The following is an 18,843-nucleotide window of genomic DNA, read 5'->3' as shown; positions in this document are numbered from 1 at the left end:
CCGGCGGTCAGCGGCGCGCGGCGGCGAGCAGGTGAGCGCTGGCGCCGAGGATCGCGGCATCCCGCTCGAACGTCTCGGCGCAGGCCACCGCGTCGGCGAACAGCCGCTCGTCCGGCCCGGTGCCGAGCACGTTCAGCGCCGGCCACAGCGGACCCTCCACGCCGTACACCTCCGGGGTGGGCAGTCCGGCCGCGACGAAGTCGGCGGCCAGTTCCTCCGGCCGGTGGAAGAACGCGGTGGTGAAGCCGGTCCGGGGATCGTTCACCCCGGTCTCGTACTCGGCGCGCAGCAACTGCCGGCTGTCGTCGTCCAGGCGGCCCTGCACGGTCAGGTCGATCAACGCGGCGTGCCGGCTGATCGCCGCTGCCACGATCGTCCCGCCCGGCCGGGTCACCCGCGCCGCCTCACGCAGCGCGGCCACCCGGTCGGCCTGCCGCGGCAGGTGGTAGAGCGGACCGAGCAGCAGCGTCGCGTCCGCCGCCGCGCCGGGCGACGGCAACGCGCGGGCGTCACCCACCGACGCGGTCACCAGCGGGTACGCGGACCGCGCCGCCGCGACGTGCGCGGGCACCAGGTCGACCAGGTGCACCCGGTAACCGGCCGCGGCGAGCGGACCCGCGTACGCGCCGGGACCACCGCCGACGTCCAGCACGTCCGCCGGCGCGGCGGGCAGCAGGCGGGCGAGCAGATCCCGGGTACGTCGTGCCTCCAGCCGGCCCTGCGGCGACCCGTCCAGCCGGTCGGCCTCGACGTAGACCTCGGTGTAGTAGCGACTGACGTCCGGTTCGGCCGGTCGGTGTGCGGACATCGATCAATGGTCGCCGAGAAGTGGAGCCACAGCATCCGGTTTACGGTTGCCGGCGACTCCTACCCTGCGGGGTATGGCATACCAGCCGGCCATGGTGCCGCCGAAGAAGTCCAAGCGAACACTGTTCATCGTGCTCGGCGTGGTGCTGGCGATCTGTTGCTCCGGCGGTGTGCTCGCCGGTTTCTTCCTCTTCCGGGCCGTGCAGGAAGCCACCGGCCCGGCGCGGTCCACAGCGGAGACGTTCGCCGAGGCGATCGTCGACCGCGACTATCCGGCCGCGTACCGGCAGCTCTGCTCCCGCGTACGCGACCGGGTCAGCGAGGCGGACTTCACCCGGCAGCAGTCCTCCCAGCCGGAGTTCACCGGCTACGAGATCACCGGGCTGAACGTGTCGAACAACAACGGGCGGGTGAGCGGGTCGACGACCATCCGCTTCACGCCTTCGGTCGGCACGAACGTGACCCAGTCGTTCCCGATGGTCAAGGAAGACGGCGAGTGGCGGATCTGCGAGTGAGCCGGTCGCGTGCCGCCGCGTGACACCTGATCCACTTGTCGCATGGCCTCATCTCCCGCCACATCGCTCCCGCCGGCCGTCGAGGACCGGCTCGCCCGCGAGCGCAACGTCTGGCTCTGCACGCTGCGCCGTGACGGCTCCCCGCACGTCACGCCGGTGTGGTTCGTCTACGCGGACGGCGTCTGGTGGATCGGCTGCGAGGGGCGCAGCGTCAAGGCCCGCAACGTGACGGCCGACCCCCGCGTCTCGCTCGCCCTGGAGGACGGCGTCCACCCGGTCGTCGCGGAGGGTGTCGCCCGCCTGCACCGTGCCGACTTCCCGCCCGCGATCGTGGCGGCGTTCGCGGAGAAGTACGGCGGATGGGACATCCGGCAGCCGGTCACGCCGGACGGTGAGCGGGTGCTGCTGGAGGTGCCCGCCCGGCGGTGGCTGCTGGCCGGAACGGCACGCTAGTCACCGGAGCCAGCCCGATGCGCCCACGCTGCCTCCCGGTGATCCCGCTCGTCGCCGCCACCGTCGGGCGGCGCAGGCGATCATGCCGGAGACCACCGACGAAACCGGCGGGTCAACGTGGTCGGGATTCCTGTGCCACTCTCTGCGCCATGCGTCTGTCGCCAAGCCTGGGAGTCGCCGCGGCCGTGGCCGGCCTGCTGTCGGTCGGAGCGGCACTGCTCGCCATGCCGGACGCATCGCTTCTCTGGGCCGTGGTCACGCTCGCGGCGCTGTGCGGCCACGCGCTCACGGCATCCGGTACGCCCCGGGTGCGATGGGCCGTCGCCGTCGGCGCCGGGCTGTTCGCTCTGGTGGCAGCCGCGAACCTGCTCTGGCACCGAGAACGGGTGGCGGACGGGGGCGAGCCGCCGGGGAGCCAGGCGGCGACGCGGACGTACCTTGTGGAGAGCCTGCGGGAGGGCCTGGACCGGCAACGCCTGACCACGTGGGGCCTGGCTCTCGGCGTACTCCTGCTTTCCGTTGCCGTGCCGGCGTTGCCGGCACGCGGCGGACGGCGGGGTGTGGTGACGACGGTCCTGGCGGTGGCCGTGCTCGTCTGGTGCGGGCTGAGCGTGGCGGCGACGCCCGGCGACCCGCCGCTGCCCGAGCTGCTCCTGGCGCTGCAGCCGGCGTTGCTCGCCGCGCTCGTGACCGCCGGGGTGCTGGCGTGGTCCGGATGGCGGGGCGACCGGCGCGGGCTCCTCACGGCGGGGATGGTCCTGCTGGCGGTGGTCGCCGTGCGGGCCTGCGCGGATCTCGCCTCCGCGTGGGCGAGTTGGTGGACGTTCGTCGAGCCCGCCAGGGACGCCTTCCTGCAACCGGGATTCATGGTGAGCGTGGGTGGCTCGGCGGGAGGTGCCCTTGAGGTGTCCTCGGCAGTGGAGACGGCTGTCGCTCTCGGCGGTGCGGGACTGGCGGTCGCCGGTGCGTTGCGTGCCTCCCGCGAGAACGCCCGTCCGTGTCTCCCTTGCGCGGGTGGTCGCGCCTACGGGTGCGAATCGGTGATCGCGATGACCTCGTCGAGGCGGTCCAGCGCGGCCCGGAGATCGTCGACCTTGGCCTGGATGCGCTCGCGCTCGGCGCGCAGCATGGCCCGCTGTGCGGGGTCGGTGTGCCCGGAGTCCCAGCACGGCAGGAGTTCCGCAATCCGGCTGCTGGTCAGGCCCGCCGCGTACATCTGCTGGATGAAGCGCACCAGCGTGACCGTGTCCGGCCGGTAGAGGCGCTGGCCGGACGCGCTGCGCCGGGGGAAGAGAAGGCCCTGTTCCTCGTAGTAGCGCACGGCGCGCACCGAGACACCGGCGTCGCGCGCCACCTCACCGATGCGGATCAGCGGCTCGGTCACGGTGACCCCTCTCACCCCGGTCCCGGCGGTCAACACTTGCCTCTGACGTCAACGTCAGGTTTTAGCGTACCGGGCATGGACATCAACGACTCGATCGCTCTCGTCACCGGCGCCAACCGCGGCCTGGGTCGCGCCTTCGCCCAGCGCCTGCGCGAACGCGGCGCCCGCAAGGTCTACGCGACAGCCCGCCGTCCGGAGACCGTGGACCTGCCCGGCGTCGAGGTGCTGCCGCTGGACATCACCAGTCCCGCATCCGTACGCGCCGTCGCCGCTGCCGCCCCGGACGTCACGCTGCTCGTCAACAACGCCGGCATCCAGACCGGAACCGACCTGGTGACCGGTTCGCTGGACGCGGTGCGACACGAGGTGGACACCAACGTGCTCGGGCACCTGGAGATGATCCGCGCGTTCGCGCCGGCACTCGCCGGCAACGGCGGAGGCGCGATCGTCAACGTGCTCTCCGCCATGTCGTGGTTCGGGACCAGGGGCGCAGGCGCGTACCACCTGACCAAGGCCGCAGCCTGGGCGATGACGAACGGCGTACGCCTGGAACTCGCCGGCCAGGGCACGCTCGTGACGGCGGTGCACCTCGGGCTGGCCGACACCGACATGTCCGCCGGGTGGCCCGTCGACAAGATCGCGCCGTCCGATCTGGCCGACGCGGCGCTCGACGGCGTCGAGGCGGGTGCCGCCGAGGTGCTGGCCGACCAGTGGAGCCGCGACGTCAAGTCCCGGCTGACGCTGACGCCGGAGGAGTTCAACGCCGCGATGGACCGGGCCTTGGCGGCGCTGACGGCGGCCTGAGCGAGGTTCACCCGGCCCTGTCCCCGTCCCTCGGTCGGTAGAGAGTGCCAGCCGTTACGGTGACCGACGTGAGCGACGACGCGCCTGTAGTCGAGGTGGTGCCCTACGACCCGGCCTGGCCCGAGCGATTCAGGATCGAAGAACGGCTGTTGTCCGAGGCACTGCCCGCGGCGCTGAGCGTCGAGCATTTCGGTTCTACCAGCGTTCCCGGACTGGCTGCCAAACCCGTCATCGACATCCTGGTGGTCGTATCTGAGGTAGGTGCGGTCGCCGCCGACGTCCGGCCACTCGAGCAGCTCGGGTACGCCTATCGTCCGTGGGCCTTCCCGGACGACGAAGAGCACTTGTTCTTCGTGAAGGACACAGCCGGGAAGCGAAGCCACCACCTACACGTTTTCGGCGTCACGTCGCCGGTGCCAGAGGCGAACCGAGTCTTTCGCGCCTACCTCGCGGCCAGTCCGGACGCTGCCCGCCGCTACGAGGCGGCAAAGAGGCGTGCGGCCCAGCTGCATCCCCACAGTCGCGCCCAGTACGGCGCAGCAAAGGAGGAGGTGTTTGCGCAGTTGTCAGCCGAGGCCCGCCTGTGGAGCCGATTCGCGGGTCGCCGTTAGGGTAGGTCACCTCGTAGTCGGGGCGCCGAGCGCGTCCAGCAGCCGTGGCCGGCTGATCCGAACGCCGATCTCCTCGCGGATCTCACGCACGGCCGCCTGGGCCGGGGACTCTCCGATGTCGACGGCGCCGCCGGGCACCGCCCACCCGTTCCCGTCCTCGCGTGACGTACCAGCGGGATCCGTGCGCGGTCGTCGACGACGACGACCGACACCGACGGCATCTGGATCAGCTCGTGGCCGATCATCATCCGGAGCCGGGCCAGGTGCGGGGAGATGGCCATCAGGGCACGGTACGGTCCGCCGGGGACGGCCGCAGCTGTCAATTCGGCGACCCTGAGAGTCGGTGCGCGCGTGCTTCACTGTCGAGCATGAGGTGGCGGACGGGCCGGCTTGTCGCGACTGCCCTGGCGGCCATCGTGGCGATGGTCTCGGTCATCGCCTGGCAGTGGTGGCAGAACCATCCGCCGTACGGCCCCGAGGCGCTGGCTCTCCGGTCCTCGCTCAGCTTCGTGACGAACGAGGAGGCCCAGGCCGCACTCGGTGAGAACGGATCCGCTCCGTTCGCCTCCGGACGTGACCAGTTGGTGCTCGGCCGGCTCACCTGGCAGACCCCGCCCCGGCCTCTCCACGGCGGCTACTTCGCGGTCTTCCTCATCGACAAGCGCACCGACTCCAAGCCAGCGGTCTTCGGCGTGGCCGCTCCACAGGCGGCCGTCGGCATCGGCAGCGCGGGCATCGAGCACCGGATCGCCGAGCGCTACTCCTGGCTCCGTGGCGCTGGTGACGCCACGTTCGGGGACGACGAGTGGCGGAGCAACGGCAGCAGGCTGCATGTGGCAGACGAGAAGGCATCCCCGGTCACCTTCGTCGCGCTCTTCCCGTACGCCGAGAAGCCTGATCCGGAGACGTCGACGGCGACCGCTCCGGTGCAGATGTCCGACCTGCTGCTGGCCCTCGTCTACATGGGTTCGGACGGGCAGGCGTACTGGGCGCAGCGGCTCCAAGGCTAGGCCGATGGCCCGGGGGCGTGTCGAACCTGCGGGCTCGGGACAGACGGAGATCGCGGAGCGCTTAGAGTCCGGGCTGTGGATCTCGTCGGCTGCGTGGAGCGGGTGCTCGACCTTCGGACGCTTGATCTCGCAACGCAACCCCTACCCGGTCCCGATACCGCCGCTTCGCGGCTCGTGGGACACGGCTACCTGGTCCTGTACTTGAGTGCCAGCGAAGAGTTCGAGGACAACGGACACGTGGTCGAGGTCCTGGAGCGCTTCGAGCAGGACTGCGCCGGCCTCGAAGCGGCGGTGAGCGAGTTGTGGGGGCCGGCAGTGGGCGTCGACCTCCGGCCGTTCATGGACAGCATGGTGCGCGGCGAGTCGGTGCCGAAACTTCCCGGGTTCCTCGCCGGAATCGTGTCGGAGGTGTCCGCCTGGCACCTTGGAGACCGGAGCGTCTGTGTCGGCGTCGGCCTGTGCGACACCCACGGTCCGGTGGTTCTGATAGCCGCGGTGGGCGATCTGCGGCGGCAACTCTGAGGGCTGCCTTGTCTGCTGTCGCGTCACTGACCTTGATCCCCAGGAGCAGCGTCCCCGAACTGGCTCGGTCGGCCCGCACCTCGTCCTCGTCACTTCGCTCGTACCTGGCCGAACACGGCCGCGAACTCCACGAGACGTACGACTGGTCGGGGTACTGCATGCTGCACGTCCGGAGTTATCTGGAGGACCGCGACGTAGACCTGGAGCAGTCGGAATTCGACGTCGAGTCAGCGGCCGTCAACAGCGTCCATGACCTGACGGTGTTCATCACGCCGGCCCACAAGCGGTTCCTGGACCAGCTCGGGGCAGATCCGGATGCCCGAGTCAGGCACACCGGTATTCGTTCGGGCGACTCCTCCCTCTGCGGTCCCGAATCACGACCTTGCCGGACCCGGTGGTGTTGGTGCAGGCCGGGCCGTGCACGTCGAGGCTGGCGATATCGGTGGTGATCGCGGCCGAGCCGAAGTAGGCGGGATCGAGGACGAAGGCCACACGGGTACCGGCTCCGACGGGAGCGGAGAACTCCGCAGGTGGCTCGACCGGCCGCAAGCCGACGAGGCGCTGCCGAAAGCCGTGGCCGTGTCGCCAGACCTCGACAGTGGTCTGCGAACTCACCGCCGCCGCGGCGGCACTCGACCAACGCTCGCTGGTGAGCAGCGAGCCGTAGTAGCCGAGCTTCGGCGTTCCCCGGCCGGTCAGGACGTCCGTCTGGTCGTCGGTCACCGAGAAAGTGAGATCAGCGGTGATCTCGGCTACGACGTCGGGGGTGTGGCTCGCGGCGACAGTGGCTGCCGGATGAAACGCGTGTCCTACGACCGCGCAAAAGCACCCGAGTCGCCAGACACGGATCATGCCTGCCCACCCCGAAGTACATACCGGGCCGCTCGCGTACGGAATCGTCGAACTCCATGACCCTGATCTTCGCGAGACTGTAGTCAGGCTCCGTCACGCCACCCACGCTATCCAGGCAAGGTACGCACGGCTATCGCATGACAGGACGTCTCGTCTTCGGCTGATTTGGCTTCACGAGGGCTGCGGTGATCGTCTCGACCGAGACCGGAAAGCCGCTGACCTGCGATGACGGTGGTGCGCCCGGCAGGATTCGAACCTGCGGCCTTGGGATTAGAAGTCCCCTGCTCTATCCGCTGAGCTACGGGCGCGCGGCGACGGTCGTCGCGCCAAGAGGGTACCGCCGGTCCCGGCGTGCCCGGGGGTACGGGTCGGCGCGTCCGTTCCGCCGTCCAGCGTCCCACGCCGGGGCCCGGACCGGCACCACAGTTCCGGCGGGTCCGGGCGGGCCGGGCGGGACGCGATCCGTACCCTCGTCGGATGCTGCTCGACCAGGAAACCGAGAACGAGATCGTCTTCGAGCTGTGTCAGCTCCTCGGACGGGCGATCCTGCCCCTCACCGGCTCGGACGGGCCGGGCGCCCCGGCGGGCGTCCTCGGCACGGCCTTCTTCTACAGCGAGCTGGTCGGCGCCACGGACGACGGCGAGATCGCGCACGAGTGGCTGCTCACCGCCGACGCGCTCACCGACCGGGCGTACGGCGAGATCGGCTTGCGGCCGAGCGTCACCGACCCGGCCGAGGGGGCGGACGAGCCGATCGACCTGCCCGGTTTCGCCGACCACTGGCTGCACCTGCCGGAACTGGGGCTCGCCGCGATGCCGACCGGCGGTCTGCACGGCTGGGCCGACGATCGGGGCTGGCGCTGGCGTACCCAGCAGGTCACCGAGGCGGTGGCCGCGCCGGCCGACTCGGTCGCGCGGATCGGCGCGGCGCCCGCGTCGGCGTTCGTGCTGGCCCTGGGCGTCAGCGACGGCGGGTCGCGACCGTTGGAGGCGGTCGTCGAGCGGGTCGCCCGGGACGGCGGCGAGGTGCGGGTCACGACGGAACTGCCCGCAGGCTACGTGGGCGCGCCCGTGTTCGCGGTCGAGGCCGGGCCGGACGGCGGGCCCGCGCTGCGCTGCCTCGGCGTGGTGCTGCCGCCGCAGGCCGGTGGCCATCCGATCGCCACGTTCGACCGGATCCGCGCCGCGCTCACGGCGGTCGTCACCGACTGAGCCGGCCGTCCCGGCCCTCGCGCCCGAATCGAGCGGTGGCGCGGGACGGACCGGCCTCAGCCCTCGGCGGTCGCGTCGGCCGGCCGCCGAGGGGCCGGCGGCGTCGTGGGCTCCGGCTCGGTCGGCCCGGCGCGGAGGAATCCCTCCGCCCACCGTCCGACCTCCGCGAAGACCTTCTCGCGTACGCCGGGACTGGACAGCGTGAGGTCGTGCAGCCCGCCGTCGAAGCGGGCCAGCGTGACGTGCCGGCCGAGGCGGGGCGCCCAGCGCACCATGTGCTCGACGTCGAGCACCGCGTCGGCGCCGGTGGCGCTGTCGTGCCACTTGGTGCCCCGGAAACTACGCGTGGAACAGGCGAGCAGCACCGGCACCGGGATGTTCAGCCCCGCCCGCAGGCGACGTTGACCGGTACGGATCGCGTTGAGCCAGCCGGCCCGGACCGGGAACCCGGCGAGTGGCTTCCAGGCCAGGTCGTACCGCCACTCGCCCCGGTGGTCGGCGTGCAGGCTCTCGCCGTACACCGTGCCCAGGCCGAACGGCAGGACACGCTGAGGCGCCCTGCGGCCCAGGCGGGAGACGGCGGCCGCGAGGGGTCGACGGACCATCCAGGGCGCGTTGATGTCGAAGAAGGGGCTGTTGAGCACGATGCCGTCGACCAGGCCGGCGTCGCGGCGGTCGTGCGCCCACAGCGAGATGATCAGGCCGCCGGTCGAGTGGCCCATGGCGAGCAGGGTGTCGTGACCCTCCTCGGCGCGGATGATCTCCGCGGCGGCGTCCAGCTCGGGGAAGTAGTCACTCAGGTCGCGGCAGAAGTTCGGGGTCTGGTGCGGGAGCAGGCTGCGGCCGTACTTGCGCAGGTCGAGCGCGTAGAAGTCCCAGCCGCGCTCGGCGAAGAAGTCGGCCACGTGGGTCTGGAAGAAGTAGTCGACGAAGCCGTGCACGTAGAGCACGGCGCGGCCGGTCGGGCGGTCGGCACGCCGCCGCACGAGGGTCGCGACCACCGGCCCCTCGTCGTCGGTGCCCAGCTCGATCGTCCGCCGCTCGTAGGGGGCGCCCAGCACGTCCGGTTCCACGACCGCGACGGTACGCCGCCTTGCTACCCGGCGGTAGGGGCTGGGTTGTAAGGAGGGGGCCCAAACGGCACGGCCCGCCCGCCTGCACCCTGCGGGCGGGCCGTGCCGGACGTCAGGCGGTCTCGGCGTCCTCGCGCTCGGCGTCCTGCAACGGGGCGCCCTCGGGCTGGTCGACGGCGCGCAGGTGCTTGTTGTGGCGGGGCTCCTGCCGGGTCTTCGCGTCGTTGAGCTTGCGGCGCAGGTCGTCCCGGACGTCGTTGAGCGCGGCGTGCAGATCCTCCTCGGTCGAGGTGGTGACGATCTTCTGCCGCCCGGCGATCCAGCACTCCAGGGTCACCTTCTGGCCCCGGGCCTCGCGATCCTTGACGGACACCTCCAGCTCGGTGGCGTCGGCGTGGAAGCCGGCGAGCCGGGCGTCCAGGGTTCCGAACTGCTCGGCGATCCAGTTGCGGTCGCCCTGGGAGAACCCGGCGCCGACCCGCAGGCACTCGGCCACGGTCGCGGGGTTCGCCACGGCGCTCATCGCGCTGCCTCGCGGACGTCTCGGAGAAGCATGGGAGCTCCCTTTCTCTCGGTTGATCAAGTACTTACCCAACCGGCGTGATTCCGGAACGCCTGCTTGCCGGCTCCACTCGATCGTGCGTCTTTGCAGCTCAGGCACCTAGGGTCGGTCGGCCTAGCAGATCGGGACCTTGATCAGGTGGTTGTCCACAGGCCCGCTCGTCATCCACAGGTCCGGGCCGGCGGGTGGCCCGGGCCGGGCGTCCGGCCGACGCTCACCGGGACAAGTCGATCCCTGGGAGGGGCGATGTTCGATACGTACGTGACGATCGTCGGCAACGTGCTGACCGCGCCGGAGTGGCGCCGCACCACGCAGAGCGGAACGCTGGTGGCCAACTTCAAGGTCGCCTCGACCGCGCGCCGCCTCGACCGCGACAGCGGCCGCTGGGTCGACGGCAACAGCCTTCGGGTACGCGTCAACTGCTGGCGCCGCCTCGCCGAGGGGGTGGCCGCCTCGGTGGCGGTCGGTGACCCGGTCATCGTGGCCGGGCGCCTCTACACGCGGGACTGGACCGACGAGGCGGGCACCCACCGCACGCTCTACGAGCTGGAGGCGGTCGCCGTCGGGCACGACCTGTCCCGGGGCCGCGCCCGCTTCCTGCGTAACCAGCCGCGCGCGGCCACCAGCACCGTCGAGGACGCGGCGGCCGAGCAGCGGGTGCACGGCGAGGCGACCGAGCCCGTGCCGGACGCGCAGGCCCCGGCGACGTTCGACGACCGGCCCTTCGACGACGATTTCCCGCCACCGGAGTACGGGGGCGGCCGGGTCGGGTCGGCCGGCACCGGCGAGCCCGACCCGTTCGACGCCCGGCCCGGTGTGCGGCAGGCCACCGGCTTCGACCCCGGCTCGGGTGGCCCGGCCGAGGAGGAGGACGAGCTGGGCGACGCGGTGGACGACGGCCCGGTGACGGCCGAGGACGACGAACTGGGCGAGGTCGCACCGCCGGAGGTCGGCGGACCGGGTGGTTCCGGACCGGGTGAGGGCGAGGCGGGCGGCGCGAGCCCGGGCGGGACCGGCGGGTCCGCGTCGGTGCGCCGCGGTCGTCGGCGGACCCCGGTGCCCGCCTGACCCTTCGTCCGACGGGGGCGCGGGGTGGTGACGCCGGCGTCACCACCCCGCGGTACGACTAGGCTGGCCGGCCGGAGGTGGTGACGGGTGCGGCAGGCGACCGCCATGGCGAACGCGACCGGGTTGGTGGCGGGCTACGCGCTCGACGCGCTGCTCGGCGACCCCCGCCGGTGGCATCCGGTGGCCGGCTTCGGCACGGCGGCCGGTGCGCTGGAACGGCGGGTCTACCGCCCCGACCGGGCGGCCGGCACCGCGTTCACGGCGCTCGCCGTCGGCGCGCCGGTCCTGCTCGGTGCCGCCTCCGCGCTGGCGACCCGGCACCATCCGATCGCGCGCGCCACGCTGGTGGCCGCCGGCACCTGGACGGTGCTCGGCGGGCGCACGCTGCGGCACGAGTCCCGGGTGATGGCGCGGGCACTGGGCCGGGCCGACCTGCCCGCCGCCCGGGCCCGCCTGGGCAACCTCTGCGGGCGCGACCCGTCCGCCCTCGACGAGCCCGAACTCGCCCGCGCCACTGTCGAATCGGTCGCCGAGAACACCTCGGACGCCGTGGTCGCCCCGCTGGTCTGGGGCGCCGTCGCGGGCCTGCCCGGCCTGCTCGGCTACCGGGCGGCGAACACGCTCGACGCGATGGTCGGCCACCGCTCACCCCGGTACGCCCGCTTCGGCACCCCCGCCGCCCGGCTGGACGACGCGCTGAACCTGGTGCCGTCCCGGCTCACCGGGCTGCTCACGGTGGCCGTCGCGCCGGTGGCGCACGGGGACCGCGCCGCCGCGTGGCACGTGTGGCGGCGGGACCGGACCGATCACCCGAGCCCGAACGCCGGTCAGTGCGAGGCGGCCATGGCGGGCGCGCTCGGCGTCCGGCTCGGCGGCCGTAACGTCTACTTCGGCCGCGCCGAGACCCGGCCGTTCCTCGGTGACGGGCCCCGCCCCGAGGCGCGGCACCTGAAGCGGGCCGCCCGGATCTCCGGTGCGGTCGGTGTGGCAGCGCTCGGCCTGGCCGCGCTCTACCCGGTGACGGTCGGCCGTCTGGCCGGGGCCGCCGGCCGGGCCGCGTTGGGCGCCCTCAGCCGAGCGGCTCGCGCCTCGGGCAGCGCGGCCGAGGCGGGCAGCGGGCACCGGGGGAGCGGGCGGTGAGCGGCGGGCTGCTCGTCGCCGGCACCACCTCCGACGCCGGCAAGAGCGTGCTCACCGCCGGCATCTGCCGATGGCTGCGCCGCCGGGGCGTCCGGGTCGCCCCGTTCAAGGCGCAGAACATGTCGAACAACTCCGCCGTGGTGGTCGGCCCGGACGGTCGCGGCGGCGAACTGGGCCGTGCCCAGGCGATGCAGGCCGCCGCCTGCGGGCTCGACGCCGACCTGCGCTTCAACCCGGTGCTGCTCAAGCCGGGTAGCGACCACGCCAGCCAGGTGGTGCTGCTCGGCGAAGCCGTCGACACGGTCACCGCCGGCAACTACCACGAGGTACGGTCCCGGCTCGCCACCACTGCGTACGCCGCGCTGGCCGAGCTGCGGGCCGAGTACGAGGTGGTGATCTGCGAGGGCGCGGGCAGCCCCGCCGAGATCAACCTGCGCGACGGTGACTACGTCAACATGGGGCTGGCGCGGCAGGCGGGGCTGCCCACGATCGTGGTCGGCGACATCGACAGGGGCGGCGTGTTCGCCTCGATGTTCGGCACCGTCGCCCTGCTCGACGCGGCCGACCAGGCGCTGCTGGCCGGGTTCGTGGTGAACAAGTTCCGGGGCGACCGCGGCCTGCTCCAGCCGGGGCTGGACATGCTGCGCCGGGTCACCGGCCGCCCGACGTACGGGGTGGTGCCCTGGGCACTGGACCTGTGGCTGGACGCGGAGGACTCGCTCGCGTACGGGCGGGTGCTCGGCCGCCCGGCGGCACCCCGGGGCACCGATTGGCTCGACGTCGCCGTGGTGCGGCTACCGCGGATCAGCAACGCCACCGACGTGGAGGCCCTCGCGACCGAGCCGGGCGTACGGGTCCGCCTCACCGTCGAGCCGGCCGAACTGGCCGCCGCCGACGTGGTGGTGCTCCCCGGCACCAAGTCGACTGTCGCCGACCTGGCCTGGCTGCGGGAGACCGGCCTGGCCGACGCGGTCCGGGCGCACGCCGCCGCCGGACGGCCGCTGCTCGGCATCTGCGGCGGCTTCCAGATGCTGGGCCGGGCGATCCACGACGGGGTGGAGAGCCGCCGGGGCACCGTACCGGGCCTCGGGCTGCTGCCCGTCGAGATCACCTTCGAGCCGCGCAAGACGGTCCGCCGGGCCGAGGGCACCGCCGCCGGCGACGTGCCGGTGCACGGATACGAGATCCACCACGGCCGGGTCACGGCCGCCGACCCGGGACTCGCGCCGCTGCTGCGCTACGCCGACGGCACCGGCGAGGGCGCCCGCCTCGGCACGGTGTACGGCACGCACTGGCACGGCGCCTTCTCCTCCGACGCGTTCCGCCGCCGGTTCCTGACCGAGGTGGCGGAGGCGGCCGGGCGTACCGGGTTCAAGGTCGCGCCGGACACGTCCTTCGCGGCGGCCCGGGAACGGACGCTCGATCTGCTCGGCGACCTGGTGGAGGAGCACCTCGACACGGACGCGCTGTGGCGGCTCATCGAGTCCGGGCCACCGCCGGGACTGCCGTTCGTGCCACCCGGCGCGCCACCGGCTCAGTAGCGCACGTCGGCCGGGCGGTCGGACATCGGCAGCCCGGCCTCCCGCCAGCCCTGCACCCCGCCGATCATGTCGGTGGCCTGCCGCAGCCCCAGCGTCTGGAGACTGGCAGCGGCCAGGCTGGAGCTGTACCCCTCCCGGCACACCACGATGACCTCGCGGTCGTACCCGGTGGCCTCCGGGATGCGCCACGCGCTGGCCGGGTCGAGCCGCCACTCCAGCACGGTGCGGTCGATGACGATCGCGCCGGGCAGCTCACCCTCCTCGCGGCGCTGCGCCTCGGTACGCGTGTCGATAAGCAGCGCGCCGCCACGGACCGCCTCGACGGTCTCGTGCGGGGTCAGCCGGCGGAGACCGGCGCGGGCCTGTTCCAGGAGGGCGTCGACGCCCGGACACATCACGTCATGGAGCACCCCCCGATGATGCCCAGCGGGCCGCGCCGCCGCTCGGCGAAACGGTCCGCCCGGGTCGCAGTTTCCAGCGGACGGGGGAACGTTAGCGTCGGTCGGGTGAACGTGGCGGTGATCGAGGCGTACGCCGGGCTGGCCGGTCGGGTGCTGGCCGGTCCGGCGCGGTTGGGGCGTACCCGGCTGGTCGCCGTCGACGGGCCCAGCGGCGCGGGCAAGAGCCGGTTCGCGACGCGCCTCGCGGACGCCCTCGCGGAGCGGGCGGGCGGCGTGCGCCCGCCGCTCGTGCACACCGACGACCTGCTCGACGGCTGGGACGACCAGCTCACGTTCTGGACCCGGCTGGAGGAGCAGGTGCTCGGCCCGCTGCGGGCCGGCCGGGCGGGCGGTTACCGCCGCTACAGCTGGGTGCGCCGTCGTTTCCTGGACCGGGTGGTGCCGGTGCCGGCCGGTCCGGTGCTGATCGTCGAGGGGGTGAGCGCCGCCCGCGCCGCGGTACGCCCCGAGCTGACGCTGTCGGTGCTCGTCACCGCGCCGGCCGAGCTGCGGTTGCGCCGGGCGCTGGCCCGCGACGGCGAGCGGATCCTGCCGGAGCTGCGCCGCTGGCACGCGGGGGAGCGGTCGCACTTCGCCGCCGACGGTACTGCGGCAGCGGTGGACCTGGTCGTCGACGGCGCCCCGGACCTGCCGCACGACGCGGACCGCTACTACGTGCGAGTGGGGCGGCGATCGGGCTCGGGCGACGTGGCGGGGTAAGGCCAGCATACGATTCCGGTCATGACCACTCCGATCCTCTCCGAGTCCGAGGTGCGGGCCGCCGTCGAGCGGGAACTCCCCGGCGTCCGTGCCGACCTCGAGCGACTCGTCCGCATCCCGGGCATCGCCTTCGAGGGCTTCGACCACTCGCACGTGGAGCGTTCCGCCGAGGCGGTGGCGGAGCTGCTGCGCGGCTGCGGCCTCGACACGCGGATCGTCCGGTCCGGCGGCCAGCCCGCGGTGATCGGCACGAAGGCGGCCCCGCCCGGCGCCCCCACCGTGCTCATGTACGCGCACCACGACGTGCAGCCGGTCGGCGACCTGTCGCTGTGGGAGTCGGACCCGTTCGAGCCGGTGGAGCGCGACGGCCGGCTCTACGGCCGGGGTGCCGCGGACGACAAGGCCGGCATCATGGCGCACGTCGCCGCGCTGCGCGCGTTCGGCGACCGGCTCCCGGTCGGCGTGGTGCTGTTCATCGAGGGCGAGGAGGAGTACGGCTCGGACTCGCTGGAGCGGCTGCTCGCCGAGCACCGTGACGACCTGGCGTCCGACGTCATCGTGATCGCCGACTCCACCAACTGGGACGTGGGCGTGCCGGCGCTGACCACCTCGCTGCGCGGCATCGTCAACTGCTTCGTGGAGGTGCGCACGCTCGACCACGCGGTGCACAGCGGCATGTTCGGCGGCGCCGTGCCGGACGCGCTCACCGCGCTGGTGAAGCTGCTCGGCACGCTGCACGACGAGGCGGGCGACGTCGCGGTGGACGGGCTGGTCGGCCGCGAGGGCGCCAGCGTCGACTACCCGGAGGACCGGTTCCGCGCCGAGGCCGGCCTGGTCGACGGCGCGACGCTGTTCGGCACCGGGCGGATCACCGACCGGCTCTGGACCAAGCCGGCGCTGGCGATCCTGGGCGTGGACGCGCCGTCCACCGGCGAGGCCCCGAACGCGCTGGTGCCGTCCGCGAAGGCGAAGCTGAGCGTACGGCTGGCGCCGGGCGACGACCCGAAGAAGGCGTACGCGGCGCTGACCGCGCACCTGGAGCGGCACGCGCCGTGGGGTGCGCAGGTGTCAGTGACGTTCGAGCACGACGGCGCGCCCTGCGTCATCGACGCCTCCGGGCCGATGTTCGACGCCGCCCGGTCGGCGTTCCGGACGGCCTGGGACGGCACCGACCCGGTCGACATCGGGGTGGGCGGATCGATCCCGTTCATCGCCACGTTCCAGGAGATGTTCCCGCGGGCCGCGATCCTGGTGACCGGTGTGGAGGATCCGCACGCGCGGGCGCACGGCCCGAACGAGAGCCTGCACCTGGGCGAGTTCGCCCGGGTGTGCCTGGCCGAGGCGCTGCTGCTGGCCCGGGTGGCGGAGGCCGGAAACCGCTCCTGAGGTGTCGAAACCGTAACTTCGGGGCCGATGTCGGAGTTTGTGGTGTGTCGGCGGGCGGGGTGTTATAGCCTTTCGAACATGCGTACGAACGACGAGATGGAGCGGCTTCAGGCCGCCGTCCGTGCTCTGGGGGACGTCGACGTCTCCGCGTGGTCCGAGGACACGCTCAACGAACAGATCGGCGAGCTCTCCGCCGCCCTGGTCACGCTCGACGCGCTGCTCACCCGGGTCGCCGAGGGCGTGCGCGGGCGCGGCCTGCGCATCGAGGAACCGGTCTCGGCCTGACCGTCGGCCCGGCGACCCCGGCGCACCCGTGCGGTGTGCCGGGTCGCCGGATCCGCCCCGATGTCACAGGCGGCTGGCAGGATGTGGACGTGCGTTTCGCGGAGCTGGCGGCCACCTCGGCCGCGGTCGGCGCCACCAGCGGCCGTCGGGCCAAGGTGGAGCTGCTGGCCGCCGCGCTGCGCGGGCTGGAGCCGGGCGAGATCCCGGCCGGTGCCGGCTACCTCGCCGGTGAGCTGCGCCAGCGTCAGACCGGTGTCGGCTGGGCGGGTCTGCGTGACCTGCCCCCGCCGGCCGCCGAGCCGACGCTCACCGTCGCCGCCGTCGACGCGGCGATCGAGGAGATCTCCCGCGTCGCCGGGGCCGGATCCCAGGCCCGGCGGCGGGATCTGGTCGGCCGCCTCTTCGCCGCCGCCACCGCCGACGAGCAGCGCCTGCTGACCGGCCTGTTCCGGGGCGAACTGCGCCAGGGCGCGCAGGCCGGGCTGCTGACCGACGCAATCGCGCGTGCCGCCGACGTGCCACTGACCGCCGTACGCCGGGCCCTGCTGCTCGCCGGTGACCTGCGGGCGGTGGCGGTCGCGGCGCTCACCGGCGGCGCCGCCGCGCTGACCGGGTTCGGGCTCCAGGTGGGCCGGCCGCTCGCGCCGATGCTGGCGCAGAGCGCGCCCTCGGTTGACGAGGCGCTCACCGCCACCGGCGTGCCGGCGGTGGTCGACGTCAAACTCGACGGCATCCGCATCCAGGTGCACCGCTCCGGGGCCGACATCGCGGTCTTCACCCGCAGCCTGGACGAGATCACCGGCCGGCTGCCCCAGGTGGTGGCAGCCGTCCGCGCGCTGCCCGCCCGTGAGCTGGTGCTCGACGGTGAGGCGATCGGGCTGGACGCCGCCGGCCGGCCGCTGCCGTTCCAGGAGACGTCCAGCCGGGCGGCCCGGCGCACCACACCCAGCACCACCGGGCAGGCGCCGGTCGCGCCCGCCGTGCTGGCCGCCGCCGAGCGCACCGGCGAACCGGTGCTCACGCCGTACTTCTTCGACCTGCTGCACCTCGACGGCGCCGACCTGATCGACGCTCCCGGCCATGAGCGGTGGGCGGCTCTGGCGCGCGCTGTCGACGGTTCGCTGCTCGTCGACCGGGTCGAGGTGGACGACGCGGAGCAGGCGGCCACGGCGTTCGCCGCGGCTGTCGACGCCGGCCAGGAGGGCGTGGTGGTAAAGGATCCGGCCGCGCCCTACGACGCCGGCCGGCGCGGCTCGGCCTGGGTCAAGGTCAAGCCGCGGCACACGCTCGACCTGGTGGTCCTCGCGGTCGAGTGGGGCAGCGGCCGGCGGGAGGGCTGGCTGTCCAACCTGCACCTCGGCGCCCGCGACCCGCGTACCGGTGAGTTCGTCATGCTCGGCAAGACGTTCAAGGGGCTCACCGACGAGCTGCTGCGCTGGCAGACCGAACGGTTCCTGTCGCTCGCCGTGGAGAAGGGCGACTGGGTGGTGCGGGTCCGGCCCGAGCAGGTGGTCGAGATCGCGTTCGACGGCGTGCAGACGAGCAGCCGGTACCCGGGCGGCATGGCGTTGCGCTTCGCCCGCGTGCTGCGCTACCGCGACGACAAGACCGCCGCCGAGGCGGACACCATCGACGCGGTCCGCGCCATCCACGCCGGCCGGGTCACCGGCTGACGGCTCAGCCCGCCGACAGCGACCGGGCGTAGTTGACCTGGTTGTTGAGCTGCTGCACCTGGAACTGGTCGGTGACCGGGATCCGCGCGACGTACTGGTGCCCGCCGCTGCTCACCGTCACCTGCACGGTCCCGTAGTGCCGCGTCTCCTTGACCAGCAGGAACAGGAGGCTGAACACGGTCAGGCAGAAGAAGCCGAGGATCGCGGCGACGACGGCCCAGGGCGCGATCTTCTCCTCCTTCTGCCAGTAGTCGGTCACGTACCAGGAGGCGCCGGCGAGCGGCAGGACACCGGCCGGGGTACGGATGACCGGCGGCGTCACCACGATCTCGGCGATCTGCACCGCCACCGCCGACTGGGCGGGCGGCACCGGCCCGCCCGGCGGGTACGGCCCGGTCGTCGGCCCGTAGTGCGGCGCGACCGCCCCGGCCTGTGGCACCGGCGGCGCGGAGAACTGCGCGGGTGGCGCCGAGTACTGGGCGGGTGGCGCCGAGTACTGCGCGGGTGGCGCCGAGTACTGCGCGGGCGGTGCGGAGAACTGCGGCGCGGCTGGGAACTGCGCGGTGGGCGGCGGTGCGGAGACCGGTGCGGGCGGTGCGGAGAGCGGCGCCGGCGGGGCGGAGAACGGCGCGGGGGTGACCGGTGCGTCCGGCGCGGCGATCACCGGGAACTGCTCGGTGGGCGGCGCGATGGCGGGCGGCATGGCCGACCAGGGGTCGTACGCGGGCGGCGCGCACCGGCGCGGCGGGCGCGGGCAGCACCGGGGCGCGGACCGCCTCGGGCGG

The 18,843-nt window shown here is 73.3% G+C and carries 22 protein-coding genes and 1 tRNA gene; 14 read left to right on the top strand and 9 right to left on the bottom strand.

The annotated features are described in order from the left end of the window. Window positions 1-7: 7 nt before the first annotated feature. On the bottom strand, window positions 8-808 hold the full coding sequence (locus NMK34_RS24790; RefSeq protein ID WP_318335416.1) for a class I SAM-dependent methyltransferase: 801 nt from the start codon (window positions 806-808) through the stop codon (window positions 8-10). 73 nt (window positions 809-881) lie between these two features. Between NMK34_RS24790 and NMK34_RS24785 the strand changes: the two genes are divergently transcribed. Then, the gene (locus NMK34_RS24785) at window positions 882-1,322 is read left to right on the top strand and encodes a hypothetical protein (RefSeq protein WP_318335415.1); all 441 of its coding nucleotides are present in this window, start codon (window positions 882-884) and stop codon (window positions 1,320-1,322) included. A 42-nt stretch (window positions 1,323-1,364) separates the two neighbouring features. Further along, complete coding sequence (locus NMK34_RS24780; protein ID WP_318335414.1) at window positions 1,365-1,775, top strand: pyridoxamine 5'-phosphate oxidase family protein; 411 nt, start codon at window positions 1,365-1,367, stop codon at window positions 1,773-1,775. Window positions 1,776-2,799: 1,024 nt separating this feature from the next. Here the strand turns inward: NMK34_RS24780 and NMK34_RS24775 are convergent. After that, window positions 2,800-3,159, bottom strand: coding sequence for a MerR family transcriptional regulator (locus NMK34_RS24775; RefSeq protein WP_128138284.1), 360 nt, complete (start codon window positions 3,157-3,159; stop codon window positions 2,800-2,802). Between the two features lie 75 nt (window positions 3,160-3,234). Here NMK34_RS24775 and NMK34_RS24770 point away from each other — a divergent pair, with 75 nt between their 5' ends. Further along, the gene (locus NMK34_RS24770; protein WP_030502228.1) at window positions 3,235-3,963 is read left to right on the top strand and encodes an SDR family oxidoreductase; all 729 of its coding nucleotides are present in this window, start codon (window positions 3,235-3,237) and stop codon (window positions 3,961-3,963) included. Window positions 3,964-4,031: 68 nt separating this feature from the next. Then, window positions 4,032-4,574: a GrpB family protein gene (locus tag NMK34_RS24765; RefSeq protein ID WP_193599505.1), complete on the top strand. Its 543-nt coding sequence runs from the start codon at window positions 4,032-4,034 to the stop codon at window positions 4,572-4,574. Window positions 4,575-4,580: 6 nt separating this feature from the next. Here the strand turns inward: NMK34_RS24765 and NMK34_RS24760 are convergent, their stop codons facing one another. After that, window positions 4,581-4,712, bottom strand: a complete 132-nt coding sequence (locus tag NMK34_RS24760) for an NUDIX hydrolase (RefSeq protein ID WP_260038822.1) — start codon at window positions 4,710-4,712, stop codon at window positions 4,581-4,583. 230 nt (window positions 4,713-4,942) lie between these two features. On the opposite strand from NMK34_RS24760, the gene NMK34_RS24755 reads away from it, so the two are divergent. Both NMK34_RS24755 and NMK34_RS24750 read left to right on the top strand, forming a co-directional pair. After that, window positions 4,943-5,584 carry a hypothetical protein gene (locus NMK34_RS24755; protein ID WP_318335413.1) on the top strand — a complete coding sequence of 214 codons (642 nt, stop codon included), beginning with the start codon at window positions 4,943-4,945 and terminating at the stop codon, window positions 5,582-5,584. Between the two features lie 75 nt (window positions 5,585-5,659). Next, a complete protein-coding gene (locus tag NMK34_RS24750) occupies window positions 5,660-6,106 on the top strand; it encodes a hypothetical protein (RefSeq protein ID WP_030502225.1) in 447 nt (148 codons plus the stop codon). 324 nt (window positions 6,107-6,430) lie between these two features. Here the strand turns inward: NMK34_RS24750 and NMK34_RS24745 are convergent, their stop codons facing one another. Beyond that, entirely contained in the window at window positions 6,431-6,958 is a 528-nt protein-coding gene (locus NMK34_RS24745) for a hypothetical protein (protein ID WP_318335412.1), read from the bottom strand. A 232-nt stretch (window positions 6,959-7,190) separates the two neighbouring features. Next, window positions 7,191-7,266, bottom strand: a tRNA-Arg gene (locus NMK34_RS24740). 169 nt (window positions 7,267-7,435) lie between these two features. Here NMK34_RS24740 and NMK34_RS24735 point away from each other — a divergent pair. Continuing rightward, window positions 7,436-8,170, top strand: coding sequence for a hypothetical protein (locus NMK34_RS24735; RefSeq protein ID WP_318335411.1), 735 nt, complete (start codon window positions 7,436-7,438; stop codon window positions 8,168-8,170). A gap of 56 nt (window positions 8,171-8,226) precedes the next feature. Here the strand turns inward: NMK34_RS24735 and NMK34_RS24730 are convergent, their stop codons facing one another. Together NMK34_RS24730 and NMK34_RS24725 are read right to left on the bottom strand one after the other, a co-directional pair. Continuing rightward, entirely contained in the window at window positions 8,227-9,243 is a 1,017-nt protein-coding gene (locus tag NMK34_RS24730; RefSeq protein WP_318335410.1) for an alpha/beta hydrolase, read from the bottom strand. Between the two features lie 112 nt (window positions 9,244-9,355). Continuing rightward, a complete protein-coding gene (locus NMK34_RS24725) occupies window positions 9,356-9,766 on the bottom strand; it encodes an HPF/RaiA family ribosome-associated protein (RefSeq protein WP_135241681.1) in 411 nt (136 codons plus the stop codon). A 285-nt stretch (window positions 9,767-10,051) separates the two neighbouring features. Between NMK34_RS24725 and ssb the strand changes: the two genes are divergently transcribed. The 3 genes from ssb to NMK34_RS24710 all read left to right on the top strand — a co-directional run bounded on the left by ssb (window position 10,052) and on the right by NMK34_RS24710 (window position 13,554). Then, entirely contained in the window at window positions 10,052-10,873 is an 822-nt protein-coding gene (gene ssb, locus NMK34_RS24720; RefSeq protein ID WP_318335409.1) for a single-stranded DNA-binding protein, read from the top strand. Between the two features lie 87 nt (window positions 10,874-10,960). Next, complete coding sequence (locus NMK34_RS24715; RefSeq protein WP_412098917.1) at window positions 10,961-12,013, top strand: cobalamin biosynthesis protein; 1,053 nt, start codon at window positions 10,961-10,963, stop codon at window positions 12,011-12,013. Beyond that, entirely contained in the window at window positions 12,010-13,554 is a 1,545-nt protein-coding gene (locus NMK34_RS24710; protein ID WP_318335408.1) for a cobyric acid synthase, read from the top strand. Before NMK34_RS24715 ends, NMK34_RS24710 begins: the two co-directional genes overlap by 4 nt. On the opposite strand, the gene NMK34_RS24705 is transcribed toward NMK34_RS24710, so the two are convergent. Further along, window positions 13,548-13,949, bottom strand: a complete 402-nt coding sequence (locus NMK34_RS24705; RefSeq protein ID WP_120573558.1) for a rhodanese-like domain-containing protein — start codon at window positions 13,947-13,949, stop codon at window positions 13,548-13,550. The two genes, NMK34_RS24710 and NMK34_RS24705, sit on opposite strands and share 7 nt — an antisense overlap. Window positions 13,950-14,060: 111 nt before the next feature. Here NMK34_RS24705 and NMK34_RS24700 point away from each other — a divergent pair, with 111 nt between their 5' ends. The 4 genes from NMK34_RS24700 to NMK34_RS24685 all read left to right on the top strand — a co-directional run bounded on the left by NMK34_RS24700 (window position 14,061) and on the right by NMK34_RS24685 (window position 18,058). Next, a complete protein-coding gene (locus NMK34_RS24700; RefSeq protein WP_412098916.1) occupies window positions 14,061-14,714 on the top strand; it encodes a uridine kinase in 654 nt (217 codons plus the stop codon). A 21-nt stretch (window positions 14,715-14,735) separates the two neighbouring features. After that, the gene (locus NMK34_RS24695; protein ID WP_262014120.1) at window positions 14,736-16,100 is read left to right on the top strand and encodes a dipeptidase; all 1,365 of its coding nucleotides are present in this window, start codon (window positions 14,736-14,738) and stop codon (window positions 16,098-16,100) included. Between the two features lie 78 nt (window positions 16,101-16,178). Continuing rightward, window positions 16,179-16,385: a hypothetical protein gene (locus tag NMK34_RS24690; RefSeq protein ID WP_030273275.1), complete on the top strand. Its 207-nt coding sequence runs from the start codon at window positions 16,179-16,181 to the stop codon at window positions 16,383-16,385. A gap of 89 nt (window positions 16,386-16,474) precedes the next feature. Next, window positions 16,475-18,058 carry an ATP-dependent DNA ligase gene (locus NMK34_RS24685; protein WP_318335407.1) on the top strand — a complete coding sequence of 528 codons (1,584 nt, stop codon included), beginning with the start codon at window positions 16,475-16,477 and terminating at the stop codon, window positions 18,056-18,058. 4 nt (window positions 18,059-18,062) lie between these two features. On the opposite strand, the gene NMK34_RS24680 is transcribed toward NMK34_RS24685, so the two are convergent. Continuing rightward, window positions 18,063-18,843: hypothetical protein (locus tag NMK34_RS24680; RefSeq protein WP_318335406.1), on the bottom strand; the 781-nt coding region annotated here is incomplete at its 5' end.

Origin of the sequence: Micromonospora sp. BRA006-A (assembly GCF_033433935.1) — a bacterium.
Classification (GTDB): domain Bacteria; phylum Actinomycetota; class Actinomycetes; order Mycobacteriales; family Micromonosporaceae; genus Micromonospora; species Micromonospora aurantiaca.
The sequence above is the reverse complement of the archived record's forward strand: the minus strand, read 5'-3'. Positions and strand labels throughout refer to the sequence as shown.

What these genes read in the sequence shown, in the direction of transcription:
- NMK34_RS24790 (WP_318335416.1), bottom strand. Translation starts at nt 808, where the DNA reads ATGTCCGCACACCGACCGGCCGAACCGGACGTCAGTCGCTACTACACC.
- NMK34_RS24785 (WP_318335415.1), top strand. Translation starts at nt 882, where the DNA reads ATGGCATACCAGCCGGCCATGGTGCCGCCGAAGAAGTCCAAGCGAACA.
- NMK34_RS24780 (WP_318335414.1), top strand. Translation starts at nt 1,365, where the DNA reads ATGGCCTCATCTCCCGCCACATCGCTCCCGCCGGCCGTCGAGGACCGG.
- NMK34_RS24770 (WP_030502228.1), top strand. Translation starts at nt 3,235, where the DNA reads ATGGACATCAACGACTCGATCGCTCTCGTCACCGGCGCCAACCGCGGC.
- NMK34_RS24755 (WP_318335413.1), top strand. Translation starts at nt 4,943, where the DNA reads ATGAGGTGGCGGACGGGCCGGCTTGTCGCGACTGCCCTGGCGGCCATC.
- NMK34_RS24745 (WP_318335412.1), bottom strand. Translation starts at nt 6,958, where the DNA reads ATGATCCGTGTCTGGCGACTCGGGTGCTTTTGCGCGGTCGTAGGACAC.
- NMK34_RS24735 (WP_318335411.1), top strand. Translation starts at nt 7,436, where the DNA reads ATGCTGCTCGACCAGGAAACCGAGAACGAGATCGTCTTCGAGCTGTGT.
- NMK34_RS24725 (WP_135241681.1), bottom strand. Translation starts at nt 9,766, where the DNA reads ATGAGCGCCGTGGCGAACCCCGCGACCGTGGCCGAGTGCCTGCGGGTC.
- ssb (WP_318335409.1), top strand. Translation starts at nt 10,052, where the DNA reads ATGTTCGATACGTACGTGACGATCGTCGGCAACGTGCTGACCGCGCCG.
- NMK34_RS24705 (WP_120573558.1), bottom strand. Translation starts at nt 13,949, where the DNA reads ATGTGTCCGGGCGTCGACGCCCTCCTGGAACAGGCCCGCGCCGGTCTC.
- NMK34_RS24695 (WP_262014120.1), top strand. Translation starts at nt 14,736, where the DNA reads ATGACCACTCCGATCCTCTCCGAGTCCGAGGTGCGGGCCGCCGTCGAG.
- NMK34_RS24690 (WP_030273275.1), top strand. Translation starts at nt 16,179, where the DNA reads ATGCGTACGAACGACGAGATGGAGCGGCTTCAGGCCGCCGTCCGTGCT.